We start from the raw sequence: 21513 nt of genomic DNA, 5'->3' as shown, positions 1-21513 counted from the left end.
TTCAAAGCGTTGCTTGCACACGGCACGAATCCTGCAAGAATGCGGCCATGGTCCACACGCCTGACACTCTCCCGCCAGCCCTGCTGTCCCGCGCGTCGTTCGCCGACGCAGACGAGCAGGCGGCGGCACTCACGGGCTGGAACCAGAGCTACCTCCAGCTGTCTCGCGGTGCGTTCGGTGGGGAAGTGCGCCAGCTGGAATTCGCGGGCCTTCGCCTCTTTGTGGAAAGCCTGCGGGAGTCGGTGTACCAGACCGGACGGATACGCGATGGTGCCCTGGCCTTGGGGCTGCCGCTTCAGGTCGAAGGCCCCAGCGTTTTTTGCGGCGCGCCCAGCGACGCTGGTGCATTGCATGTGTTTTCGGGGGCGTCGGGTTTTGAGTTCCGCTCTTCCCGGCGTCATGTGATGCTGGGGCTGGAGCTCGATGAGGCGGCCTGGCGCCGCTGCAGCCGACATGACCCGGCACTGCAAGCCCGGCTGGGTGCGCAGGCCGGCTTGCGCAGGCTGGACGCTGCGGCACAGGCCAGTCTCCGGCAATGCCTCACGGGTGTGATGGATACCGTGGAGGCTGCCCCGGCGCTGCTGCAGTCTGCATCCGTCCAGGCGGCGATGCTTGACACCGTGATGGAGCAACTCGGCCGCGTACTTGCGCCGGTGGATACCGTGGATTCGGCCGGCACCCATGCGCACTGGACGCTGACGCGGCGCGCCCGCGAGCTGGTGCATACGCAGCTCGATCAACCGCCTACGGTCCTGGCCCTGTGTGAACAGCTCGGCGTGAGCCGCCGAACCTTGCAAAACGGTTTTCAAACGGCGCTGGGCATCAGCCCATTGGCTTACCTGCGCGCCGTGCGTTTGAACGCGGCCAGGCAGGCATTGAAGACCGCTACGTCCGTGACGGCGGCTGCAACGCACCTTGGGTTTTGGCATTTTGGTCATTTCGCGCACGACTATCAGCAAATGTTTGGCGAGTTGCCTTCCGAGGCGTTTCGCCGAAGTCACTAGGCCCCCACGGTCGCTCACTTCGTGTAGCTCCCTGCCCCCCGAGGGGGACGCCCGCCTGTGGCCCGGCAAAGCCGGTTCCACGGCTCATGCTTGTAAAGAGACGTTCTCAGGGCCTACGCTCCGTGCGCGTGGGTTGCCGGTGCGGCGGACGTGATGCCCACGTCCTGCAGGGCACCCGCCACAGCCAGTACGGCTTGCTCGATCTCGTTCGGGCCGATCGCACCGATGCAGCCCACCCTGAAAGTTTCTACTTGTGTGAGCTTGCCCGGGTATAGGACAAAGCCGCGATCTCGTGCAGCGGCATAGAACTTCTTGAATTCGTAGCGGCTGTCGCCTGGCGCGTGGAAGGTCACGATGATGGGCGCCTGGATGGCCGGGTCCAGGAAGGGTTTGAAACCGAGCCTTGCCATGCCGGTGACCAGGGTGGTGTAGTTGGCGGTATAGCGCGCCAGGCGCGCTGGCTGGCCGCCTTCTTCCTCAAACTGGGCAATGGCTTCGGCCAGCGCCACCACCACATGGGTGGGCGGCGTGAAGCGCCACTGCGTGGTTTTTTCCATGTAGGCGTGCTGGTCGTGCAGGTCCATGGCCAGCGACTGGCTGCGGCCGGCACAACCGTCCAGTACGGCCTTGCGGATGAAGACAAAACCCATGCCGGGCACACCTTCAAGGCATTTTCCGCTGGCCGCCACCAGTGCGTCGAAATGCACCTTGCGCGCGTCGATGTCTATCGCGGCGAAGGAACTCATGGCGTCCACCAGCAGGCCCTTGCCATGGGTTTTGCAGACATCGGCCACTTCCTTCAGCGGGTTAAGTACCCCCGCGCCTGTCTCGCAGTGGATCAGCATGACGTGGGTGATGCTGGTGTCGGCTTCCAGCATGGCGTCCAGTGCGGCGGGAGAGACCTGTGCAGCTTCGTCGAAGGGCATGATGGTGCAGCGCCGTCCCATCAGCGTGGTGAGCCTGGCTGCACGCTTGCAATAAGCGCCGTTGTCCATCACCAGTACGTGGCCGTCTTTCGGTACCACCGTAGCCACCGCCGCCTCCACGCTGAAAGTGCCGCTGCCTTGCAGAGGAACGACGACGTGCGATTCCTGCCCATGGATGACGGCCAGCAGGCTTTTGCGCACACTCGCGGTCACTGCATTGAAATCGCTGTCCCAGGAGCCCCAGTCTTTCAGCATCGCGAGCTTGGTGCGCAGGGTGGTGGTCAGCGGCCCGGGGGTGAGGAGGATTTTGTCTCTGTCCATTTGTTATGCCTGTGGTCTTCGTTGCGGGCGATTCAATTCAGTCGGGCCGGGTATCCCTGCAGGAATACGGGCAGGTCCATGCCTGGGGGGCGCGCAGGAACCTGGTAGATCATGTCGGCCACGTAGCCCCGGTGGTAGGTCTTGTGGTTGACAACGTGCAGCAGCATGTCTCCCCGTGTCATGGCACTCGCTTCGCCATCGATGAACGTGAAATGCACGATCTCGTCGAGCGCTTCAAGGCTCATGGCGTCTGCGTATTCGATGTACCAGATGTCGATTTGCCCCTGAGCTGCGCATAGCTCTTCCAGTGTGGGGGTCGCCTCTGTGTTGCGGGAGCTGAAGCCATGCGGCCGCCCCTGCAGGTGCGCCTGCCAGATGAGATCCACCACATAGGCGTGGTTCAGCGTGCGAAGCATGTTGCCAAAGCCGGTCGCGCGCGATGCCAGGAGTTCAGCTGCGGGAAGTTGCTTTAATGCGCCGAACAGACGGTCGTTGGCCCACGCGCTGTAACGTGTGAGCATGCGGATGTTGCGCTGGGCTGTCATAAAGCGCCTAGCGCGAACTGATTCGCCATGCTTGCGTACGGCGGTTGACCCACCACGCCAGCGCCATGAAAAGCAGAGTTGCAATCGTTGATGCCATACCGATCAGGACGGCCATGGCTGCGGCAGCGCCCATTTCGCCGGCTTCATCCAGGTTCAGGATGGCGATCGACGCGACTTTGGTTTCGGGCGAATAGAGAAACACCACGGCGGAGATGGTGGTCATGGCGTTGATGAAGAAGTAGCGCGCAATGTCGACCAGCGCGGGCGTGCAGATGGGCAGTGTGACGCGCCAGAAGGTCTTGAAGAAGGGCACCTTGAGCGAGGCGCTGACGGCTTCAAATTCGCCATCAAGGCTCTTGAGTGCGGTCACCGCTGTGAGGTGGCCGGTGGTGTAGAAGTGAACAATGGTGCACAGCGTGAGCAGGGTCAGCGTGTGGTACAGGCCGTTCAGAGGATTGTCGGGCGCATTGAAAAAGAAGATGTAGCCCAGGCCCAGCACCAGGCCGGGTACGGCCATGGGCAACATGGCCAGCATGCGCACAAAGCCGCGCAGGCCGTCCATGCCTTTGGTCTTTTCGAGCAGGTAGGCGCTGCAAAACACCAGCGCGGTGCCGAAGAAGGCCGTGCCCGCCGCCATCTTCAGGCTGTTGAGAAAACCGACACCGACTTCCGCGTCGATCAGGCCCATGGTGTAGTGGCGCAGGCTGGGCGTAAGGTTGTAGGGCCAGAAGCTGGCGAAGGATGCGAACACCGCCATGCCCAGCATGGCCAGCACCAGGAAGGCGATGGCGCAGCAGTACAGCGTCATGACCCGGTCGTAGCCGAGCGAAGGCGTGGGCCGGTAGGGCACGGCACGCGCCGTCAGCATCGCGGTCTGGCGTTTGCTGACGTAGCTGTCCACCGCGAATGTCAGGACGGCAGGCGCCAGCAACAGGATGGCGACCACTGCGCCCTTGGCGAAATCCTGCTGGCCGATCACCAGCTTGAAAACGTCGGTGGCCAGCACATTGAAGTTGCCGCCTATCACCTTGGGAATGCCGAAGTCCGTCATGACCAGCGTGAAGGTGACGAGCGCTGCGGAGATGAGACCGTATTTGGCGCCGGGCAGCGTGATGGTGAAGAACTTGCGCCTGGCGCTGGTGCCCATGGCATTGGCTGCCTCGTACAGCCGAGCGTCGGACAGGCTGAGCGCGGTAACCAGAATCATCAGCGCATGCGGAAACACCGCAAAACATTCGGCCACCACAATGCCGGGCGCACCATAAATCTGGTCGATACCGATACCCTGCATCCAGCCCTTGAGCACCCCCTGGTTGCCAAACCAGTAAATCAGCGAAATGGCTGACAGCAGGGAAGGTGCCAGCAGGGGAACCAGCGTGATGCCGCGAAACAGCGCCTTGTATTGCATGCACGAACGGGTCAGCGCATAGGCAAAACCAAACGCCAGGGGTACCGCAATCAGGGTGACGGCGCCTGAAATCCAGAGACTGTTCCACAGGCTTTCCAGTAGAGCCGGAGTCTTGGCGTACTCGATGAAGTTGTCAAGCCAGATGAAATCCCCGGCCTTGTCCTGTACGGCCTGCTGCAGGATGGCCAGCAGCGGGGCTGCCAGAAATGCTATCAAAATAATAGCCGCCAGCGCAAGGGCAGCGTAGGCCAGGTGGTCAATCCAGTGCACGCGCTGCCGCACCAGGGGCAAAGCAGGAGGTGTGTAGACGGGCATCAGAACACCTTGATGCGCTCTGGCAGCAACTTGAGGGGGAGGGTCGAGCCTACCTGCAAGGATTGCTCCGACAGGAAATTGAGCGAGAGGTAAACCGTGAGCTTGTGGCTGCCGAGTGCAGGAGAGGCCACGTGAACGTGGCAGAAGGAGCCGAGGAATTCGATCTTTTCGATAGTGGCGTCGAACACGTGGGCATCATCCGCTGCAATGGGCCGGGCCAGCACATCTTCCGGGCGCAGGTAAACCTTGACCTCGCGGTCGGTGCCGTCGCAAGGCAGGCACAAGGTGCCGAACCTCATCTGGCCGCCGTTGACATGCGCAGGCATGACATTGACCTTGCCGACAAAATCCGCCACGAACGGCGAAGCCGGCTCGCGGTAAATTTCCATCGGTGTTCCCACCTGTTCGATCAGGCCGTGATTCATTACCACGATGCGGTCGGCCACGCTCAAGGCTTCTTCCTGGTCGTGCGTCACCATGATGGTGGTTACGCCCAGTTTCTGCTGCAGCGCGCGAATTTCCTGGCGCAGGCGGACGCGCTCGAGCGCATCGAGCGCCGAAAGAGGTTCATCGAGCAATAGCAAGCCTGGGGAGGTGGCGAGCGCGCGCGCCAGCGCAATACGCTGCTGCTGACCGCCCGACAACTGGCTGGGATATTTGGCTTCGCTGCCCGGCAGACCCACAAGCTTGACCAGCTCGCTCACGCGTTGGGCCGCTTCAGCCTTGGGCGTCTTGCGATTGACCAGCCCATAGGCCACGTTATCGGCCACGCTCAGATTGGGAAAGAGCGCGTAACTCTGAAACACGATGCCGTAGTCACGCAAAGCCGGCGGCAGCCGCGAGATGTCACGCCCACCCTGGTGCACCTCACCCGAGGTCTGAACCTCCAGCCCGGCAATGATCCGCAGCAAAGTCGTCTTGCCGCAACCTGATGGGCCGAGGAAGCACACGAACTCGCCCTTGCGGATGTCCAGGTTGATGTCTTGCAGCGCGGTGAAGGCGCCGAACTCCTTGCGGATATGACGCAGGCTCAGAAAAGTGTCGTTGTTCATTCGTGGGTCATACGTGTATTACCTGAACGGTCGCGCCAGCGCAAAGGGCAAGCAGCGGCGTGGAACCGGCTCCGCCGGGCCACAGCGGCTGTCCCCCTGAGGGGGAGACGGCGGCCAAAAGGCCGCCGACAGGGGGCTACTTCTTCTCTGTTTTGGAGTTATAGCGCTTCGTCCACTCGTTCAAAATGCGCTCGCGGTTGTCCGCTGCCCAGCTGAAATCCATCTTGACGAGGCGGGCCTCATAGTCTTTCGGCACATTGGCCAGAGGCGGCGCCAGTCCAGGCTGCGCGGTGATGGCGAAGTTCTTGCCGTAGAGCATCATCGCGTCCTTGCTCGAAGCCCAGTCAGCCAGTTTCTTGGCGGCGTCCAGCTTCTTGGTGCCTTTGTGGATGGCAAAGGCTTCCAGGTCCCAGCCCAGTCCTTCCTTGGGGAACACCAGATCAATTGGCGCGCCCTTGGCCTTGTTGGTGTTGCCGCGGTACTCAAACGAAATGCCCGCCAGAAATTCTCCGGAGGCGGCCATGTTGCAGGGCTTGGAACCCGAATGGGTGTACTGCGCGATGTTTTCGTGCAGGGCGTCCATGTACTTCCAGCCGCCGCCCTTGCCGTCTTTATCGCCGAAAAGCGTGAGCCAGGCGGTCACGTCGAAGTAGCCGGTGCCGCTGGAGGCGGGGTTGGGCATGACGATCTGGCCTTTGTAAATGGGCTTGGTCAGGTCCTGCCAGGTCTCGGGTGTGGGGATGTTTTTCTTTTTGGCTTCGACGGTGTTGAAGCACACGGTGGCGCCCCACACGTCCATGCCGAACCAGGCGGGGACTTTTTTCTTGTCGCGGTACTGGCTCATGATGCCGTCAAGGTTGATCGGCGCGTAGGGTTCGAGCATGCCCTGCTTGTCGAGCAGGGCCAGGCTGGAGGCGGCCACACCCATGATGGTGTCGGCCTGGGGGTTGGATTTTTCGGCGAGCAGCTTGGCGGTGATCACACCGGTCGAGTCGCGGACCCATTTGATTTCGATATCGGGGTAGACCTTGTTGAAGCCCTCTTGATAGGCCTTGATCTGGTCGGTTTCCAGCGCGGTGTAGACCAGCAGCTGGGTTTTCTGGGCGAATGCGCCGGTGGCAGCGGTGAGCAGGCCAAAAAAGCCGATAAGAGCGATCGCCTTTGGCAGGGATTTGAGATGGGTAGCCAGCTGCATAAAAAGTCCTTTGTGGAAAACCTGCAATGTTGTGACCTGTTCGTGTCGGGGCAGTGACACTGCGATGACCAACCTGTGTTCAGGTCATATCAACCCAGCTCAATATTTATTTAACGCTGCCCCTTTTATCTTGTCAATTGTTTTTTGCAGATTGTTGACAATCCTGTGTTTTGTGCTTCAATGCAGAGCATGAATGCCGTGTTTCATCCCACTATCGCGCTGTTGCAGACCAGTTCCCTCACCACCGTGGTGCAGCAGGAAATCGAGCGTGCCATTCTTGTTGGCGAATACGAACCGGGCAGCAAACTCATTGAAGCGGCGTTGGCCGAAAAGATGGGTGTCTCCCGCGGACCAGTGCGTGAAGCCTTCCGCATGCTGGAGGAAGCCGGCCTGGTGCGCAACGAAAAAAACCGCGGCGTCTTCGTGCGTGACATTCCCATCGAGGAAGCTGTCGAGATTTTCGATCTGCGCGCCGCGATGGACGAACTCGTAGGCCGCCAGCTTGCCAGGAACATCACGCCGGCCCAGCTCAAGGAAATCCGGGGTCTCGTCGACTCGATGGAAAAGGCCGTCAAGGCAGAAGACGCCTACAACTACCACCTGCTTAACCTGAAATTCCACGACCGGCTGGTGGAAATGGCCGGCAACAGCAAGCTCACGGCCATCTATCGCAAGCTCATCAAGGAGCTGTCGCTGTTCCGGCGCCTGAACCTGGCCGACGGCTGGCTCATGCCGATCTCGGCCAGCGAACACCGGCAGATCGTCAAGGCCATCGCGTCCGGCGACGCAGACGTCGCGGGCCGGGCCATGTACGACCACGTGATCGAAAGCAAGGAGCGCACGATTGAAAACGACCTGCGGCGACAGGCGCGCCTGCAGGCCAGCCCGGCTGCCCGTTCGGCACAGGCCAAAGCTGCGCACCTGATCGAAGACGACACCGCAAAAAGCCCAGAGAAAAACATGGAAAAGGGAAGACTCCAACGTGGCAGTCGCTGATAAAAAAACCGAAGTGAAAGTCAATGGCCGGGCGTACCGGTTGCCGACCCAGCCTGTAGTGGTGGTGTGCGTTGACGGCTGCGAGCCCGACTACCTGGCGCAGGCCGTGGCCACCGGCCACATGCCGTGGCTCAAGCGCACCCTGGCGCTGGGTTCGGGCCTGACGGGTGATTGCGTGGTGCCCAGCTTCACCAACCCCAACAACCTGTCTATCGTGACGGGCGCACCGCCCAGCGTGCACGGCATCTGCGGCAACTACCTGTTCGATACCGCCACCGAAACCGAGGTCATGATGAATGACCCCAAGTGGCTACGTGCGCCCACGCTGCTTGCGGCCCTTGCAGACGCGGGCAAGTCCCTGGCGGTGGTCACAGCCAAAGACAAGTTGCGCAAGCTGCTGGGCCACAAGATGAAGGGCATTTGTTTTTCATCCGAGAAGGCCGACCAGGTCACGCTGGAAGAAAACGGCATTGAAGACGTGCTGGGCCTGGTGGGCCAGCCGCTGCCCAGCGTCTACAGCGCAGACCTGTCGGAGTTCGTGTTTGCCGCCGGCGTGAAGATCATGCAGAAGTACAAACCTGATGTGATGTACCTGTCGACTACCGACTACGTGCAGCACAAGCACGCGCCCGGCACCGACGGCGCCAATTCCTTCTACCGCATGATGGACGGCTATATGCAGCAGCTCGACGACCTGGGTTGCGTGATCGTGCTCACGGCCGACCACGGCATGAATGCCAAGGTCGCCATGGACGGCACGCCCGACGTGATCTACCTGCAGGACTGGTTTGACAACTGGCTGGGCGCGGGCGTTGCGCGTGTGATTCTTCCGATCACCGACCCCTATGTGGTGCATCACGGCGCGCTGGGATCCTTCGCCACGGTCTACTTGCCCGAGGGCACGAACATCGAGGCTGCCCGCAAACGGCTGGCGGCGCTCAAGGGCATGGAGCTGGTGCTTTCACGTGAACAGGCCGCCGAGCGCTTCGAACTCCCGGCCGACCGGATCGGTGACATCGTGGCGGTGTCCGAACGTTTCACCGTGATCGGGACGTCGGCCTCGCGCCACGATCTTTCTGCGCTCGAAGTGCCCTTGCGGTCCCACGGCGGCATGAGCGAGCAGCGTGTCCCGCTGATCGTGAACCGGGACTTGCCGGGCCTGAACCGTAACCGGCGTTTTCGTAATTTCGATGCCTTCGATCTGGCGCTCAATTACGCCCAATAGATATCCGGCAACAAGCGCAAGAAACATGTCCGCACATAACCTGTCCTGAAAGCCGCAGAGTGATTGACCAGTACATCCGCGACCACCAGCTCAATGCCATGCGACTGGCTGGCCGCAAGGTTGGCGCTGGCCGGACCGGTGACCGCGCGATCGAGGTGTTCGATCCGTACACGACCAAGCTGCTGGGGAGCGTGCCCAAGGCCACGCTTGAGGAAGTCCGTGAAACCTTCGCCAGGGCGCACGCCTGCAAGCCCCAGCTGAGCCGTTATGAACGCGCAGCCATCCTCAACCGCGCGGCGGCCATCGTCCAGTCGCGGTTGATGGAGGTCGCGAATCTCATCACGGCGGAGGCGGGGCTCTGCCTGAAGGACTCCATCTACGAAGCAGGCCGTGTCAGTGACGTGCTGCTCTTCGGCGCAACCGAGGTGCTCAAGGACGACGGCCAGATCTTCAGCTGCGACCTCACGCCGCACGGCAAGAAGCGTCGCGTCTACACGCACCGCTCCCCGCTCCTGGGCGTGATCACCGCCATCACGCCGTTCAACCACCCGATGAACCAGGTGGCGCACAAGGTGGTGCCCAGCATTGCAAGCAACAATCGCATGGTGCTCAAACCTTCCGAGAAAGTGCCTTTCTCGGCCATCCTGTTCGCCGATATCCTCTATGAGGCGGGGTTGCCGCCCGAAATGCTCAGCGTGGTGACGGGTGACCCGCGCGAGATTGCGGACGAACTGATTACCAACCCGATGGTCGACCTGGTGACATTTACGGGTGGCGTGGCCATCGGCAAGTACATCGCCGGCAAGGCCGGTTACCGGCGCGTGGTGCTGGAGCTGGGCGGCAACGACCCCATCATCGTGATGGAGGATGCCGATCTCAATGAGGCCTCCACGCTGGCCGTGCAGGGTTCATACAAAAATTCAGGCCAGCGCTGCACGGCCATCAAGCGGCTCATGGTGCATGAGGCGGTGGCGGGCGAGTTTGTGGAGCAGGTGCTGGCCAAGACCCTGGCCTGGAAATACGGCGACCCGGCCGACAAGGCCAACGACATGGGCACGGTGATTGATGAGCCGGCGGCTATGCTGTTTGAGTCGCGTGTGAATGAAGCGGTGGCGCAGGGCGCGAAACTATTGGCGGGCAACCATAGGCGCGGCGCGCTTTATTCACCTACGCTGCTGGACCATGTGTTGCCGCAGATGACGGTGGCGCACGAGGAGACCTTCGGGCCGGTCTCCCCGGTGATCCGCTTCAAAAGCATTGACGAAGCCATCCAGATTTCGAACGGCACGGCCTACGGTCTTTCAAGTGCCGTCTGCACCAATCGCCTGGACTACATCAACCGGTTTGTCAGCGAGTTGCACGTCGGTACCGTCAATGTGCGGGAGGTGCCTGGGTATCGCCTGGAGCTCACGCCTTTTGGCGGCATCAAGGACTCGGGCCTGGGCTATAAAGAGGGCGTGCAGGAAGCGATTAAAAGCTTCACCAATCTAAAAACCTATTCGCTCCCATGGAGCTCATGATTCACCCCCGAAGCGCCTTCGGCGCCTCCCCCTTCCAGGGGGCGCAGCCTGCGGCCCGGCGAAGCCGGTTCCACGGCGGCCGCTGGCTTAAGTAGCCTTCTTCTTCAATGCGTACTGTGTAAGGAATTCACGTGCTGAACTTTGACGACATCGAACAACTCTTCAAAGAGCGCGGCGGCGAGCAATACAGCGGCGAACCCGTGACGCAACTCCAGCACGCGTTACAGACTGCGGCGCTCGGCGAAGCCGAAGGCGCGAGCGATGCGCTGGTGACCGCGGCACTGTTGCATGACCTGGGGCACTTGTTGCACGACCTGGGTGAGACACCGTCGCTGCGTGGTGTGGATGACGTTCACCAGTACCGAGCACTGCCTTTTTTGCGGGGTCTTTTCCCCGACGAGGTGCTGGACGCCATAAAGCTGCATGTGGATGCCAAGCGCTATCTGTGCGCGGCGCGGCGTGGTTACCATTCCAGCCTTTCAGCGGATTCCAAACGCAGCCTGCAGCTGCAGGGCGGCATCTTTTCCGCAGAAGAGGCGGCGCGCTTCATCGCGCAGCCCGGTGCCGGGGATGCGGTGAAGCTGCGCCTCTGGGACGATCTCGCGAAAGATGCGCACAAGGCCACGCCGCCACTGGCGCACTACCTGGCACGGGCCAGGCGCTGTGCCCTTCCCGCCGCAGAGCCCTCGCTTGCCGCCTGAAATTCTTGCGCTGACGTGGCCGGTGCTGGGCGCTGTGCTGTTTGGCGCGCTGCTGCATGCAGGTTGGAATGCCCTGGTGAAGTCCAGTGCCGACAAAGCGCTGGACATGGCGGTCATTCACCTGATTGGGTCGGTGCTGGCGTTGCCGCTGGTGCTGCTGGTCGGCTGGCCGCGGGTTGAGGCCTGGCCATTCATCGGCGCATCGGTACTGATTCACATCGGCTACTACATTGCCACCACGCGCGCCTACCAGCATGGCGACCTGGGCCTGACCTACCCGTTGATGCGCGGCGTAGCGCCACTGCTGGTGGCCCTGTCGGCCAGTTTCACCCTGGGTGAAACGCTCACGCCGCTGGCCTGGGCCGGCATCCTGGGTATTTGCTGCGGTGTGCTGGTACTGGGCCTGAGCCGCCACGCCCTGCATGCGCCCAAGGCCGTCGGCTTTGCGCTGGCCAACGCCGTCATCATCGCCGTCTACACCGTGGTCGATGGGTTGGGCGTTCGCGCTTCAGGCAACGCCCTGCAGTACGTTGCCACCCTCTTCCTGTTCGATGGCTGGCCATTCGGCCTCCTGATGATGGCGCGGCGCGGGCGCGCCATGGCCGACTACGCGAAACACCGCTGGCCCGTGGCTACCGGCGGCGCACTGGCCTCGCTGGGCTCATACGGCATTGCGTTATGGGCCATGACGCGTGCGCCCGTGGCTACGGTCGCGGCGCTTCGCGAAACTTCGGTGCTGTTTGCCGTGTTGATCGGTTGCTGGCTGCTGAAAGAAGCTTTTACCGTACGCCGCTTTGTTGGCACTTGCGCCATCGTTGGCGGCGTGATGGCCATCCGCCTGGCTTGACACAAAACTTCCGACTTTCTGTGAGGCTTATGCCATGACCACCACGACGCTTCCCAGCCATGCAGAAATCGTGATCGTGGGCGGCGGCATCGCCGGTTGTTCGGTGGCTTACCACCTGGCCAAAATGGGCAAGACCGATGTGCTGCTGCTCGAGCAGGGCAAGCTCACCAGCGGCACCACCTGGCACGCGGCCGGCCTGGTCGGCCAGATGCGGCCCAACCGCAACATGACGCAGATGAGCAAGTACGGCATTGAGCTGTATGCATCGCTGGAGGCTGAAACGGGCCTGGCTACCGGCTGGAAACAATGCGGCAGCGTCAACGTGGCGCGCACGCCTGAACGCATGAAGGTGCTCAAAAAGCAGGTGGCTATGGCCAACAGCTTCGGCGTGGAATGCCATGAGATTTCGCCGCAGGAAGCCGGTGACAAATACCCCATCATGCGCACCGACGATTTGCAGGGCGCGATCTGGCTGCCGGGCGACGGCAAGGCCAACCCCGCGGACCTTTGCATGTCGCTGGCCAAGGGCGCGCGCAACCGCGGCGTGAAGATGGTCGAAGGCATCGAGGTGACCGGCGTCATCATTGAAAACGGCAAGGCCGTGGGCGTGAAGACCGCGCAAGGCGACGTGCGCTGCGAAGTCCTCGTCAATTGCGCCGGCCAATGGGCGCGCCAGTTCGGCAAGCTGGCGGGCGTGAATGTGCCACTGTATTCGGCTGAGCATTTCTACATCGTCACCGGCAAGATTCCGGGTGTGCACCCCATGCTGCCGGTCATGCGCGACCCAGACGGCTACATCTACTACAAGGAAGAAGTCGGCGGCCTGGTGATGGGCGGCTTTGAGCCCCAGGCCAAGCCCTGGAAGATGGACCCGATTCCGGCGACCTTCCAGTTCGAATTGCTGGACGAAGACTGGGACCAGTTCGAACCGCTGATGACCGCCGCGCTGCACCGCACCCCGTGCCTGGAGACGGCCGAAGTCAAGATGCTGCTCAACGGCCCCGAAAGCTTCACGCCGGACGGCAACTTCATCCTGGGTGAAGCGCCCGAATTGCGAAACTACTTTGTCTGCGCGGGCTTCAATTCGGCCGGCATTGCCAACAGCGGCGGCGCGGGCCGGCTCATGGCCGAATGGATTGTGGGTGGGGAGCCCAGCACCGATTTATGGGACGTGGACATCCGCCGCTTCGGCAGCTTTACCGGCAACCGCAAGGCACTGGCCGAGCGCACCGGCGAGACACTGGGCCTGCACTACGCCATGCGCTGGCCGCGTCAGGAACTGGAAACGGCGCGGCCGTTGCGTACCTCACCGCTGTACGACATCCTGGCCGCCAGAGGCGCGGAGTTCGGCGGCAAGAATGGCTGGGAGCGTGCAAGCTATTTCAGGCCGGAGGGCCAGGCGCGCCCGGAATACTCCCTCGACAAACCGGCCTGGCTCCCGTGGATGATTGAGGAGCAAAAAGCCACGCGCGAAACCGTTGCCCTTTACGACCAGACCTCGTTCTCCAAATACCTGTTGCAGGGCCGCGATGCGCTGGCCGTGCTGCAGCGCCTGTGCGCCAACGAGATGGACGTGTCTGTCGGCAAGATGGTCTACACCGCCATGCTCAATGAGCGCGGCGGTTTTGAAAGTGACTTGACCGTGATGAGGCAAGCCGCGAACCAATTCCTCATCATCACCGGATCTGCGCAAACGGTAAGGGACTTCGACTGGATCACGCGGCGTATCGGCGAAGCGGAACATGCCGTGTTGACCGATGTGTCGACGATGTACTCGGTGCTGTCGGTGATGGGGCCGAAGGCGCGCGAGCTGCTGGCGCTCGTTAGCCCGGACGACCTGTCGCCCGAGGCGCTGAAGTTCTCATGGACGAAAGAGATTGACGTGGGCTTTGCCCGCGTGCGCGCCGCCCGCATGAGCTATGTGGGCGGGCCGGGCTTTGAGCTCTACACGCCGATCGAAATGGCGCGCCATGTGTACCTGGCACTGATGGAGGCCGGCAAGGCGCTCGGTATTCGTGATGCAGGCTACTACGCGCTGGATGCGCTGCGTATTGAGCAAGGCCGGCGCGCCTGGGGCGCAGAGCTCGGCCCGGACGAAACGCCGTGGGAGGCGGGGTTGGCCTTCAGCGTCAGGCTCGACAAGCCGGCTGACTTTATCGGCAAGGCCGCGTTGCTCAATTCACAGGGGCTGGCGCTGCGCAAGAAACTGGTCACGCTGGTGTTTGACACGCCGGATGCCTTTGCCTGGGGCGGCGAGGCGATTGTGATGGACGGGCAAATGGTGGGCGAAATTTCGTCGGTCGGCTGGAGCCCGCTGGCCGGCGCCTGCGTGGCGCTGGGTTATGTGCGCGGCGACAGCGCCAACCAGCCGCATGCCGGAACGCCTGCGCAAATCGAGCTGTGGGGCGAGCGCATCGGTGCGAAGCTTTACGACAAGTGGCCGCCTGCCAAACCCTGATTCGCTATCATTTCAGGAGCTGCTTGCGCAAGTTCTGTATGGATTGCAGGCTCATTTGCTTAAAAATTCCCGGGAAAGTGCATGGGTGCAGGTGCTGCCGCTGCCGCTACTGACCGTCAGGTAAATCCATCCCGACAAAACGCACGGTGACGCGGGTACCGGGCGTTTGCGGGTGGCCCGGCAGGGCCGCATCTTCAATGGTGATGGTGGCGCCATGCTGCTTGGCGATTTCCAGCACGATGGCCAGGCCCAGGCCGGAGCCGTCGACGTTGGTGCCCAGCGTCCGGTAGAACGGCTGGAACACCAGCTCGCGCTCGGACTCCAGGATGCCCGGCCCGGAGTCTTCCACCAGCAGCACCAGTACGCCGCTGAAGCGGTCGGTCATGAGCCGCAGCGTGACCTGTCCTTTTTCGGGCGTGTAGTTGATGGCGTTGTCCAGTAGGTTGCGCACCAGCTCCTTGAGCAGGGTCGGGTTGCCTTCCAGCTGCGTCGCCTGCTCGCCGGCGGCGGGCCCGTCGTAGCCGAGGTCGATCTGTTTTTCAAGGGCGCGAGGCACCGAGTCGGCCATCACTTCCGAGACGATATGCACCAGGTCGATGTGCAGCTTGGCGAGGCTGCGGCCTGTGGTTTCGGCGCGTGCCAGCGCCAGCAGCTGGTTGACGGTGTGGGTGGCACGTATGCTGGCACGGCCGATGTGCTTGAGCGATTTTTTGAGTTCGTCGGCATCGGTTTCGCGCTGCGCCAGGTCGGCCTGCATGCGCAGGCCCGCCAGCGGTGTCTTCAACTGATGCGCGGCATCGGCGAGAAAGCGTTTCTGCGTGGTCAGCGACACCTTGAGCCGGCTCAGCAAATCGTTGATGGAGGACACCAGCGGTGCTACCTCTTCTGGCACCGCGGTTTCATCGAGCGGGCTCATGTCGTCGGACTTGCGTGCGCGGATGCGCTTTTCAAGCTGGGCCAGCGGCTTGATGCCGCGCACCAGTGCCAGCCACACCAGCAGTACGGCCAGCGGTAGCGTTACGAACTGCGGCACCATGGTGCCCTTGACGATTTCAGTGGCCAGCGTCTTGCGCTTTTCCAGCGTTTCGGCCACTTGCACCAGCACCATCTGGGCGGACACGGCTTCGGGTGCACCCGCGCTCTTGTCGCTGCGCGGTGCCGCCGCCTTGCCTGTCGGCGCCGGGGCTTTGACCTCGACCTTGAGCCAGGTATAGGCCACGCGGACATCCTCGCCCTGGATCAGGTCTTCGCGCAGCCGCACCTCGCCGTTGGTGGGCTTGTCTTCATCGGGCGGCAGGGGCAGGTCGTGTTCGCCGCTGAGCAGTTCGCCTTGCGTGCCCACAACCTGGTAATAGACCAGATCGGTGTCATCGGCGCGCAGGATCTCGCGCGCCGGCGCCGTCAGGTTGAATTGCACCTGGTTGTTTTTGACCGCCACCAGCTTGGCCAGTGCCTGCACGTTGTATTCAAGCGCACGGTCAAATGGCTTGCCTGCAATGTTCTGCGCCACCAGCCAGGTCAGCGCCAGGCTGATCGGCCATAGCAGCAGCAGCGGCGTGAGCATCCAGTCGAGGATCTCGCCGAAGAGGCTTCGGCGCTCGCGCTGGAAGAGTCTCAGAGCCACAGGTCAAGAAGCGTGCGGGACGTCCGTCCGGCGCGCATGCTCTTCATGCCAGCAGGGGCCGCGGAACCGGCTTTGCCGGGCCGCAGGCGCAGCGGCCCCCTCGGGGGGCAGGGCGCTACACGCAGTGAGCAACCGTGGGGGCTCATCAATTTGGTATTTTTTCGAGGCAGTAACCGAGCCCGCGCACGGTCGCGATGCGCACCGGGCCTTTTTCAATCTTCTTGCGCAGCCGGTGGATGTACACCTCGATCGCGTTGTTGCTGACTTCTTCGCCCCATTCGCAGAGGCGTTCCACCAGCTGGTCCTTGCTGACGAGGCGGCCGGCCCGCTGCAGCAGCACTTCGAGCAAGCCGAGTTCGCGCGCCGACAGCTCCAGCATCTGGCCGTCGATGGTGGCCACGCGTCCGGCCTGGTCGTACACCAGCGGGCCGTGCTTGATGGTGCTGCTGGCGCCGCCCATGCCGCGGCGGATCAGCGCGCGCACACGGGCTTCGAGTTCCTGCAGTGAAAACGGTTTGGCCATGTAGTCGTCGGCGCCGTAGTCCAGGCCCTTGACGCGTTCTTCCACGCTGTCGGCGGCGGTCAGGATCAGCACCGGCATGGCCGAGCCGCGGGCGCGCAGGCGCTTGAGCACTTCCAGCCCGTGCATGCGCGGCAGGCCCAGATCCAGGATCAGCAGATCGAATTCTGTGTTGGTGAGCAGCGCGGCGTCGGCTTCGGTGCCGCTGGCCACGTGGTCGGCTGCCGCACCGGAGGCGCGCAAAGTGCGCAGCAGGCCGTCTGCCAGGACCTGGTCATCTTCGGCAATCAGGATACGCATGGTTGTCTCCGGGGAGTGGCCCGCATTACGGGAGCTGTGGGCCAGTTTTACTTGTTCGGCAAATTTTAGGCTTTTGTCGCCAGAGGTTTGCTGACGTCGGTTGGGATCAGGCTGCTGCGTAGGCCTCGAGTCCCAGCGCGACCACCGTAGCTACATCATGCCCCACAGCCTGGCGAAACTCATCCTCGGCTTGCCGAACCGCTCTGTGAAAGGCTTCCAGCCAGAGCAGGCCCGATTCGGTGAACACCACCTGGCGGGCGCGTTTGTCGTGCGGGTCGGGCTGGCGCGTCACCAAACCCCAGGCTTCGCATTGGTCGACGAGGTCGCCCATGGCCTGCTTGCTCATGCCCGCGCTTTGCGCCAGGTCCGTCAGGCGCGAGCCGCCCACGGCCAGGTGGCGTGTGATGTGGATGTGCGCGGCGCCGACCTGGTCGCGCGCCGCGAGGTTGGACAGCGCCAGCGGTACCTCGATGCTGCTGGCCATCAGTGACAGCACGCGCTCATCAAAGCGGCGCAGCGCATGGCCCATCAGGCGGCCGAAGTGGGTCTGCCGCCAGCTTGCTTCGGTGGCACCAAAGGGGCTGGACAGGGTCGGTGAAATGGGCGTTTCGGCCATGAAATCATGGTAACCCAATTGATCAGGCAAACTGACTAAAAATATGGTTTACTTATTTCAATGGTGCTCATAAAGTACTGATCATGCATCCAGCGCTGTGATTAAAAGCAGAGGCTGGAAATTAGAGAAAAAAGTTTTACATCATTGATTTTCAAGGAGTTTTTCATGGAACTGACCAGCAAACTGAACCCCGCCCAAAACCCTGTACAAAGCGCCGCCCTGAACACCGAGAAGGCCAAAGCCCTGCAGGCCGCGCTGGCCCAGATCGAAAAGCAGTTCGGCAAAGGCACCATCATGAAGCTGGGCGACGGCGAGGTCATCGAAGACATCCAGGTCGTTTCCACCGGCTCCCTGGGCCTGGACATCGCCCTGGGCGTCGGCGGCCTGCCGCGCGGCCGTGTGGTTGAAATCTACGGCCCTGAATCGTCGGGCAAAACCACGCTGACCCTGCAGGTCATCGCCGAAATGCAAAAACTGGGCGGCACCTGCGCCTTTGTGGACGCCGAGCACGCGCTGGACATCCAGTACGCGCAAAAACTGGGTGTCAACCTGCAAGACCTCCTGATCAGCCAGCCCGACACCGGTGAGCAAGCGCTTGAAATCGTGGATTCGCTCACCCGCTCCGGCGCGGTCGACCTGATCGTGGTCGACTCGGTGGCGGCGCTCACGCCCAAGGCCGAGCTTGAAGGCGAAATGGGCGACTCGCTGCCCGGCCTGCAGGCCCGCCTGATGAGCCAGGCGCTGCGCAAGCTCACCGCCACCATCAAGAAGGCCAACTGCATGGTCATCTTCATCAACCAGATTCGCATGAAGATCGGCGTGATGTTCGGTTCGCCCGAAACCACCACCGGCGGCAATGCGCTGAAGTTCTACGCCTCGGTGCGGCTGGACATTCGCCGCATCGGCTCCATCAAGAAAGGCGAAGAGGTGATCGGCAACGAAACCCGGGTGAAGGTGGTCAAGAACAAGGTGGCCTCGCCATTCAAGACGGCGGAGTTCGACATCCTCTACGGCGAGGGCATCAGCCGGCTGGGCGAGGTGCTGGACCTGGGTGTGGCCGGCCACATCGTCGAAAAAGCCGGCGCCTGGTATGCCTTCAACGGCGAAAAAATTGGCCAGGGGCGCGACAACTCGCGTGAGTTCCTGAAAGAAAACCCCGAACTCGCCATCGAGATCGAAAACAAGGTGCGCGAATCGCTGGGTATTCCGCTGGTGCAAGCCGCGGCCGGCACCGAGCCAGCACCGGCTGAAAAGGCGCCCAAGGCCGAGAAAGCCGAAAAACCCGCCAAAGTAGCCGCCTGAGCCTGTCTTTTGAATGCCAAATAAGGCGACATACCAATCAGAATGGGCGCAAGCAGCTATCAAAAGAGTAGCGCTTGCATTTCAATCTGGCTGGGTCCTTTGACATGGAAAACCCGGCAGACAGCTCCCCCGCCAAACCCGCCCGCCGTGCGGGTTTTGGCCTTTCCCTCAAGGGCCGCGCATTGCGTTACCTTGCCGCGCGCGAACATTCACGCGCCGAACTTGAACGCAAGCTGGCTCCGCATGAAGAAACGCCGGGCCAGCTGAAGGCGGTGCTCGACGACCTTGAGCTCAAGGATTTCATCAGCGAAGAGCGTGTCATCGATTCGGTCATCAACCGGCGTTCCCGCAAGCTGGGCGCCTCGCGTATCCAGCAGGAGCTGCAGGCCAAAGGACTGGACGTGACGGCCATACGGGAGGCGGTTGGGCAGCTTAAGGCCACCGAGCGCGAACGGGCGCGAGACATCTGGCAGCGAAAGTTTGGCACAGCCCCGGCCAACCCCGCAGAACATGCCCGGCAAATCCGATTTCTGGCGGGAAGAGGTTTTACACTGGAGGTTGCATCGTGGGTCCTCAAAAATCCCGACAAGGAAGGGTATTGAGATCCAGGCTGCAGTGGCCCTTCCTCCCAAAGTCTGGCCTGGGAATGTGAAAAACTTTCAGGAGTCAGCCATTTTCCAGAGTATCCGCACCCTACTGGCACGCAATAAAAGCGCTGTATCTGCCGGACCGATTGTCCCGGACGAAGATGCCCAGTCATTGCGCTCACGTGGCAACGAATTGTTGGCACAAGGCAGGATTTCCGAGGCCACCGACTGCTATCGCCAGGTGGTTGCCATGACACCGAACGATGGCTTGGCCCATGTCAACCTGGGTTATGGCCTGATGGAACTGGGCGAACTGCCTGAGGCCAGCGCTAGCTTCAGGCAGGCCCTCGCGTTGGACGGCGGTCTTCTGGATGCCCATTTCCTGATGGGACAGGTGCAGATGCGCCAGACGTTGGTTGAAGACGCGGTCCGCAGTTTCCGAGCGGCTCTGACTTTGAAGCCTGATTTTGATTTGGCCTGGTTTGAGCTGGCCCGCGTGCAGGAAAATTTGCACCAGGTGGATGCGGCGCTGGATAGCTACCAGCAGGTCCTGCGTATCAATCCGGCCTTTGTAGATGCGGCAGCCAACCAGGTCAAGCTGTTGCTTGACTTGCAGCGCTGGCAGGAGGTCATCACGGTGGCGGACGGGCAGATGAAAAACGGAGCACCCCATGGCTTCGGCATCCAGAAAGCGTGCGCGCTGAACGGTTTGGCCCGCCATGACGAAGCCCTTGCCCTGATCGATGCCATTCTGGCTGAACATCCCGGGAATGTTCCGGCGCTCGACGGCAAAGCGGCGATTCAGGCTGCACAGGGCAAGCATGCGTTAGCCTTGCAAAGTTACGAGCAGGTGATCGCATTGCAGCCCCAGCATGCGGACGCGCTGTCGAATGCCGGTGCGGCCTGCGACCGGTTGGGTCGGCTTGATCAGGCCATGGCTTTTCATGAACGCGCCGTTAGCCTGCAGCCGCAAAATACGCACGTTCTGTACAACATGGGCTGCACCCTGCTGAATCTGGGTCGCTGTGCTGAAGTGGTGACGGTTGCTGATCGCGGTCTCGCGGCGGAGGGCGACCATGCCAATCTCCACTGGAACAAGGCCGTTGCCCATTTGCTGCTTGGCGACCTGCGCCAAGGCTGGCCTGAATACGAATGGCGGTGGTTTGCCAGCGCGCTTGGTCCGCGTCCGCCTAGGCCCAATTTCGGCAAGCCTATTTGGACCGGCGAGTCGCTTATTGGTAAAAGCATTTTCCTGTATGGTGAACAAGGCTTGGGCGACACCATACAGTTGCTGCGCTACATCCCTTTGATTGCCACCAGAGGCGCGAAAGTATTTTTATCGGTCCCGGCTTCGATAGAGCCGCTCTGCGCGGACTTCAAGGATGACTGCATTCTTGTGGGCCGCGGGCAATTGCCTGGGGATTTTGACTTTCACTGCCCATTGTTCAGCCTACCGTTCGCGTTTGAAACCGACCTGACCAGCATTCCGGCGGCCATTCCCTACTTGCGAAGCATTCCTGCCCTGAAGACAGGATGGGAAGGAGAGTTGCGAAAGCTCAGCACAGAGCGCGGCCCAAGGCTGGGCTTGGTCTGGTCAGGTAGCGCGACACATCAGAATGATGCGAACAGGTCGATGCCGCTGGCGACGCTGCTGGACGCTTTGCCGCAGTCCTGCCAGCTGGTGTGCCTGCAAAAAGAGGTGCGTGAGGCTGACCAAGAGCTGGTCGAGTCGGCCGGCATCTTCTTTGCAGGTGACGCGCTGAAAACCTTTGAAGACACAGTTGCTCTGGCTGATTGCGTGGACCTTGTCATCAGCGTCGACACCAGCGTCGCCCATCTGGTTGGCGCGATGGGAAAACCGCTGTGGCTCATGCTGCCTTATCGGCCAGATTGGCGCTGGATGCTTGAACGGGACGACAGCCCCTGGTACCCCACGGCGCGCCTATTCCGCCAAGGCGAGAGCCGTTGTTGGGAAGAAGTAGTAAAGAAAGTCGGCAGTGAATTGCCAAAGGCGCTTGAACACATCAAAAGGGAAGGCTGAGCTTCAACTT

General features: G+C 61.8%; 18 protein-coding genes. 10 read left to right on the top strand and 8 right to left on the bottom strand.

The window, feature by feature from the left end; translation table 11 throughout:
• Positions 1-47: 47 nt before the first annotated feature.
• A complete protein-coding gene (locus tag AC1DZE_RS22760; protein ID WP_477670576.1) occupies positions 48-1004 on the top strand; it encodes a helix-turn-helix domain-containing protein in 957 nt (318 codons plus the stop codon).
• Positions 1005-1117: 113 nt separating this feature from the next.
• On the opposite strand, the gene AC1DZE_RS22755 is transcribed toward AC1DZE_RS22760, so the two are convergent.
• From AC1DZE_RS22755 to AC1DZE_RS22735, 5 genes are all read right to left on the bottom strand, one after another.
• Positions 1118-2251, bottom strand: coding sequence for a 2-aminoethylphosphonate--pyruvate transaminase (locus tag AC1DZE_RS22755; protein WP_477672125.1), 1134 nt, complete (start codon positions 2249-2251; stop codon positions 1118-1120).
• Positions 2252-2283: 32 nt separating this feature from the next.
• A complete protein-coding gene (locus tag AC1DZE_RS22750; protein ID WP_477700577.1) occupies positions 2284-2772 on the bottom strand; it encodes a DinB family protein in 489 nt (162 codons plus the stop codon).
• A gap of 31 nt (positions 2773-2803) precedes the next feature.
• Positions 2804-4519, bottom strand: a complete 1716-nt coding sequence (locus AC1DZE_RS22745) for a putative 2-aminoethylphosphonate ABC transporter permease subunit (RefSeq protein ID WP_477672123.1) — start codon at positions 4517-4519, stop codon at positions 2804-2806.
• The gene (locus tag AC1DZE_RS22740; protein WP_477672122.1) at positions 4519-5571 is read right to left on the bottom strand and encodes a putative 2-aminoethylphosphonate ABC transporter ATP-binding protein; all 1053 of its coding nucleotides are present in this window, start codon (positions 5569-5571) and stop codon (positions 4519-4521) included. Before AC1DZE_RS22740 ends, AC1DZE_RS22745 begins: the two co-directional genes overlap by 1 nt.
• 136 nt (positions 5572-5707) lie before the next feature.
• The gene (locus AC1DZE_RS22735) at positions 5708-6766 is read right to left on the bottom strand and encodes a putative 2-aminoethylphosphonate ABC transporter substrate-binding protein (protein ID WP_477672121.1); all 1059 of its coding nucleotides are present in this window, start codon (positions 6764-6766) and stop codon (positions 5708-5710) included.
• Between the two features lie 180 nt (positions 6767-6946).
• On the opposite strand from AC1DZE_RS22735, the gene AC1DZE_RS22730 reads away from it, so the two are divergent.
• The 6 genes from AC1DZE_RS22730 to AC1DZE_RS22705 all read left to right on the top strand — a co-directional run bounded on the left by AC1DZE_RS22730 (position 6947) and on the right by AC1DZE_RS22705 (position 14513).
• Entirely contained in the window at positions 6947-7762 is an 816-nt protein-coding gene (locus AC1DZE_RS22730; RefSeq protein ID WP_477672120.1) for a phosphonate utilization associated transcriptional regulator, read from the top strand.
• On the top strand, positions 7749-8987 hold the full coding sequence (gene phnA, locus AC1DZE_RS22725) for a phosphonoacetate hydrolase (RefSeq protein WP_477672119.1): 1239 nt from the start codon (positions 7749-7751) through the stop codon (positions 8985-8987). The genes AC1DZE_RS22730 and phnA overlap by 14 nt, the downstream gene beginning before the upstream one ends.
• A gap of 98 nt (positions 8988-9085) precedes the next feature.
• The gene (gene phnY, locus AC1DZE_RS22720) at positions 9086-10507 is read left to right on the top strand and encodes a phosphonoacetaldehyde dehydrogenase (protein WP_477700590.1); all 1422 of its coding nucleotides are present in this window, start codon (positions 9086-9088) and stop codon (positions 10505-10507) included.
• Between the two features lie 131 nt (positions 10508-10638).
• Positions 10639-11208: a phosphonate degradation HD-domain oxygenase gene (locus AC1DZE_RS22715; protein WP_477674385.1), complete on the top strand. Its 570-nt coding sequence runs from the start codon at positions 10639-10641 to the stop codon at positions 11206-11208.
• The gene (locus AC1DZE_RS22710) at positions 11198-12055 is read left to right on the top strand and encodes an EamA family transporter (protein WP_477674384.1); all 858 of its coding nucleotides are present in this window, start codon (positions 11198-11200) and stop codon (positions 12053-12055) included. Before AC1DZE_RS22715 ends, AC1DZE_RS22710 begins: the two co-directional genes overlap by 11 nt.
• Positions 12056-12089: 34 nt before the next feature.
• Positions 12090-14513 (top strand): GcvT family protein, encoded by a 2424-nt coding sequence (locus AC1DZE_RS22705; protein ID WP_477700576.1) that lies wholly within the window; start codon positions 12090-12092, stop codon positions 14511-14513.
• A 106-nt stretch (positions 14514-14619) separates the two neighbouring features.
• Here the strand turns inward: AC1DZE_RS22705 and AC1DZE_RS22700 are convergent, their stop codons facing one another.
• The 3 genes from AC1DZE_RS22700 to AC1DZE_RS22690 form a co-directional block, all read right to left on the bottom strand.
• On the bottom strand, positions 14620-16131 hold the full coding sequence (locus tag AC1DZE_RS22700; protein ID WP_477670748.1) for a sensor histidine kinase N-terminal domain-containing protein: 1512 nt from the start codon (positions 16129-16131) through the stop codon (positions 14620-14622).
• A gap of 151 nt (positions 16132-16282) precedes the next feature.
• Entirely contained in the window at positions 16283-16957 is a 675-nt protein-coding gene (locus AC1DZE_RS22695) for a response regulator (protein WP_477670586.1), read from the bottom strand.
• A gap of 106 nt (positions 16958-17063) precedes the next feature.
• Positions 17064-17573 (bottom strand): MarR family winged helix-turn-helix transcriptional regulator, encoded by a 510-nt coding sequence (locus tag AC1DZE_RS22690; RefSeq protein WP_477674212.1) that lies wholly within the window; start codon positions 17571-17573, stop codon positions 17064-17066.
• Between the two features lie 165 nt (positions 17574-17738).
• Here AC1DZE_RS22690 and recA point away from each other — a divergent pair, with 165 nt between their 5' ends.
• From recA to AC1DZE_RS22675, 3 genes are all read left to right on the top strand, one after another.
• Positions 17739-18875, top strand: a complete 1137-nt coding sequence (recA, locus tag AC1DZE_RS22685) for a recombinase RecA (protein ID WP_457282065.1) — start codon at positions 17739-17741, stop codon at positions 18873-18875.
• Between the two features lie 74 nt (positions 18876-18949).
• Positions 18950-19477: a recombination regulator RecX gene (gene recX, locus AC1DZE_RS22680; protein ID WP_477670588.1), complete on the top strand. Its 528-nt coding sequence runs from the start codon at positions 18950-18952 to the stop codon at positions 19475-19477.
• Between the two features lie 46 nt (positions 19478-19523).
• Positions 19524-21503, top strand: coding sequence for a tetratricopeptide repeat protein (locus tag AC1DZE_RS22675; protein WP_477700575.1), 1980 nt, complete (start codon positions 19524-19526; stop codon positions 21501-21503).
• Positions 21504-21513 lie beyond the last annotated feature (10 nt).

The sequence above is a fragment of the Polaromonas sp. P1_F1 genome (genome assembly GCF_056405795.1).
The sequence above is the reverse complement of the archived record's forward strand: the minus strand, read 5'-3'. Positions and strand labels throughout refer to the sequence as shown.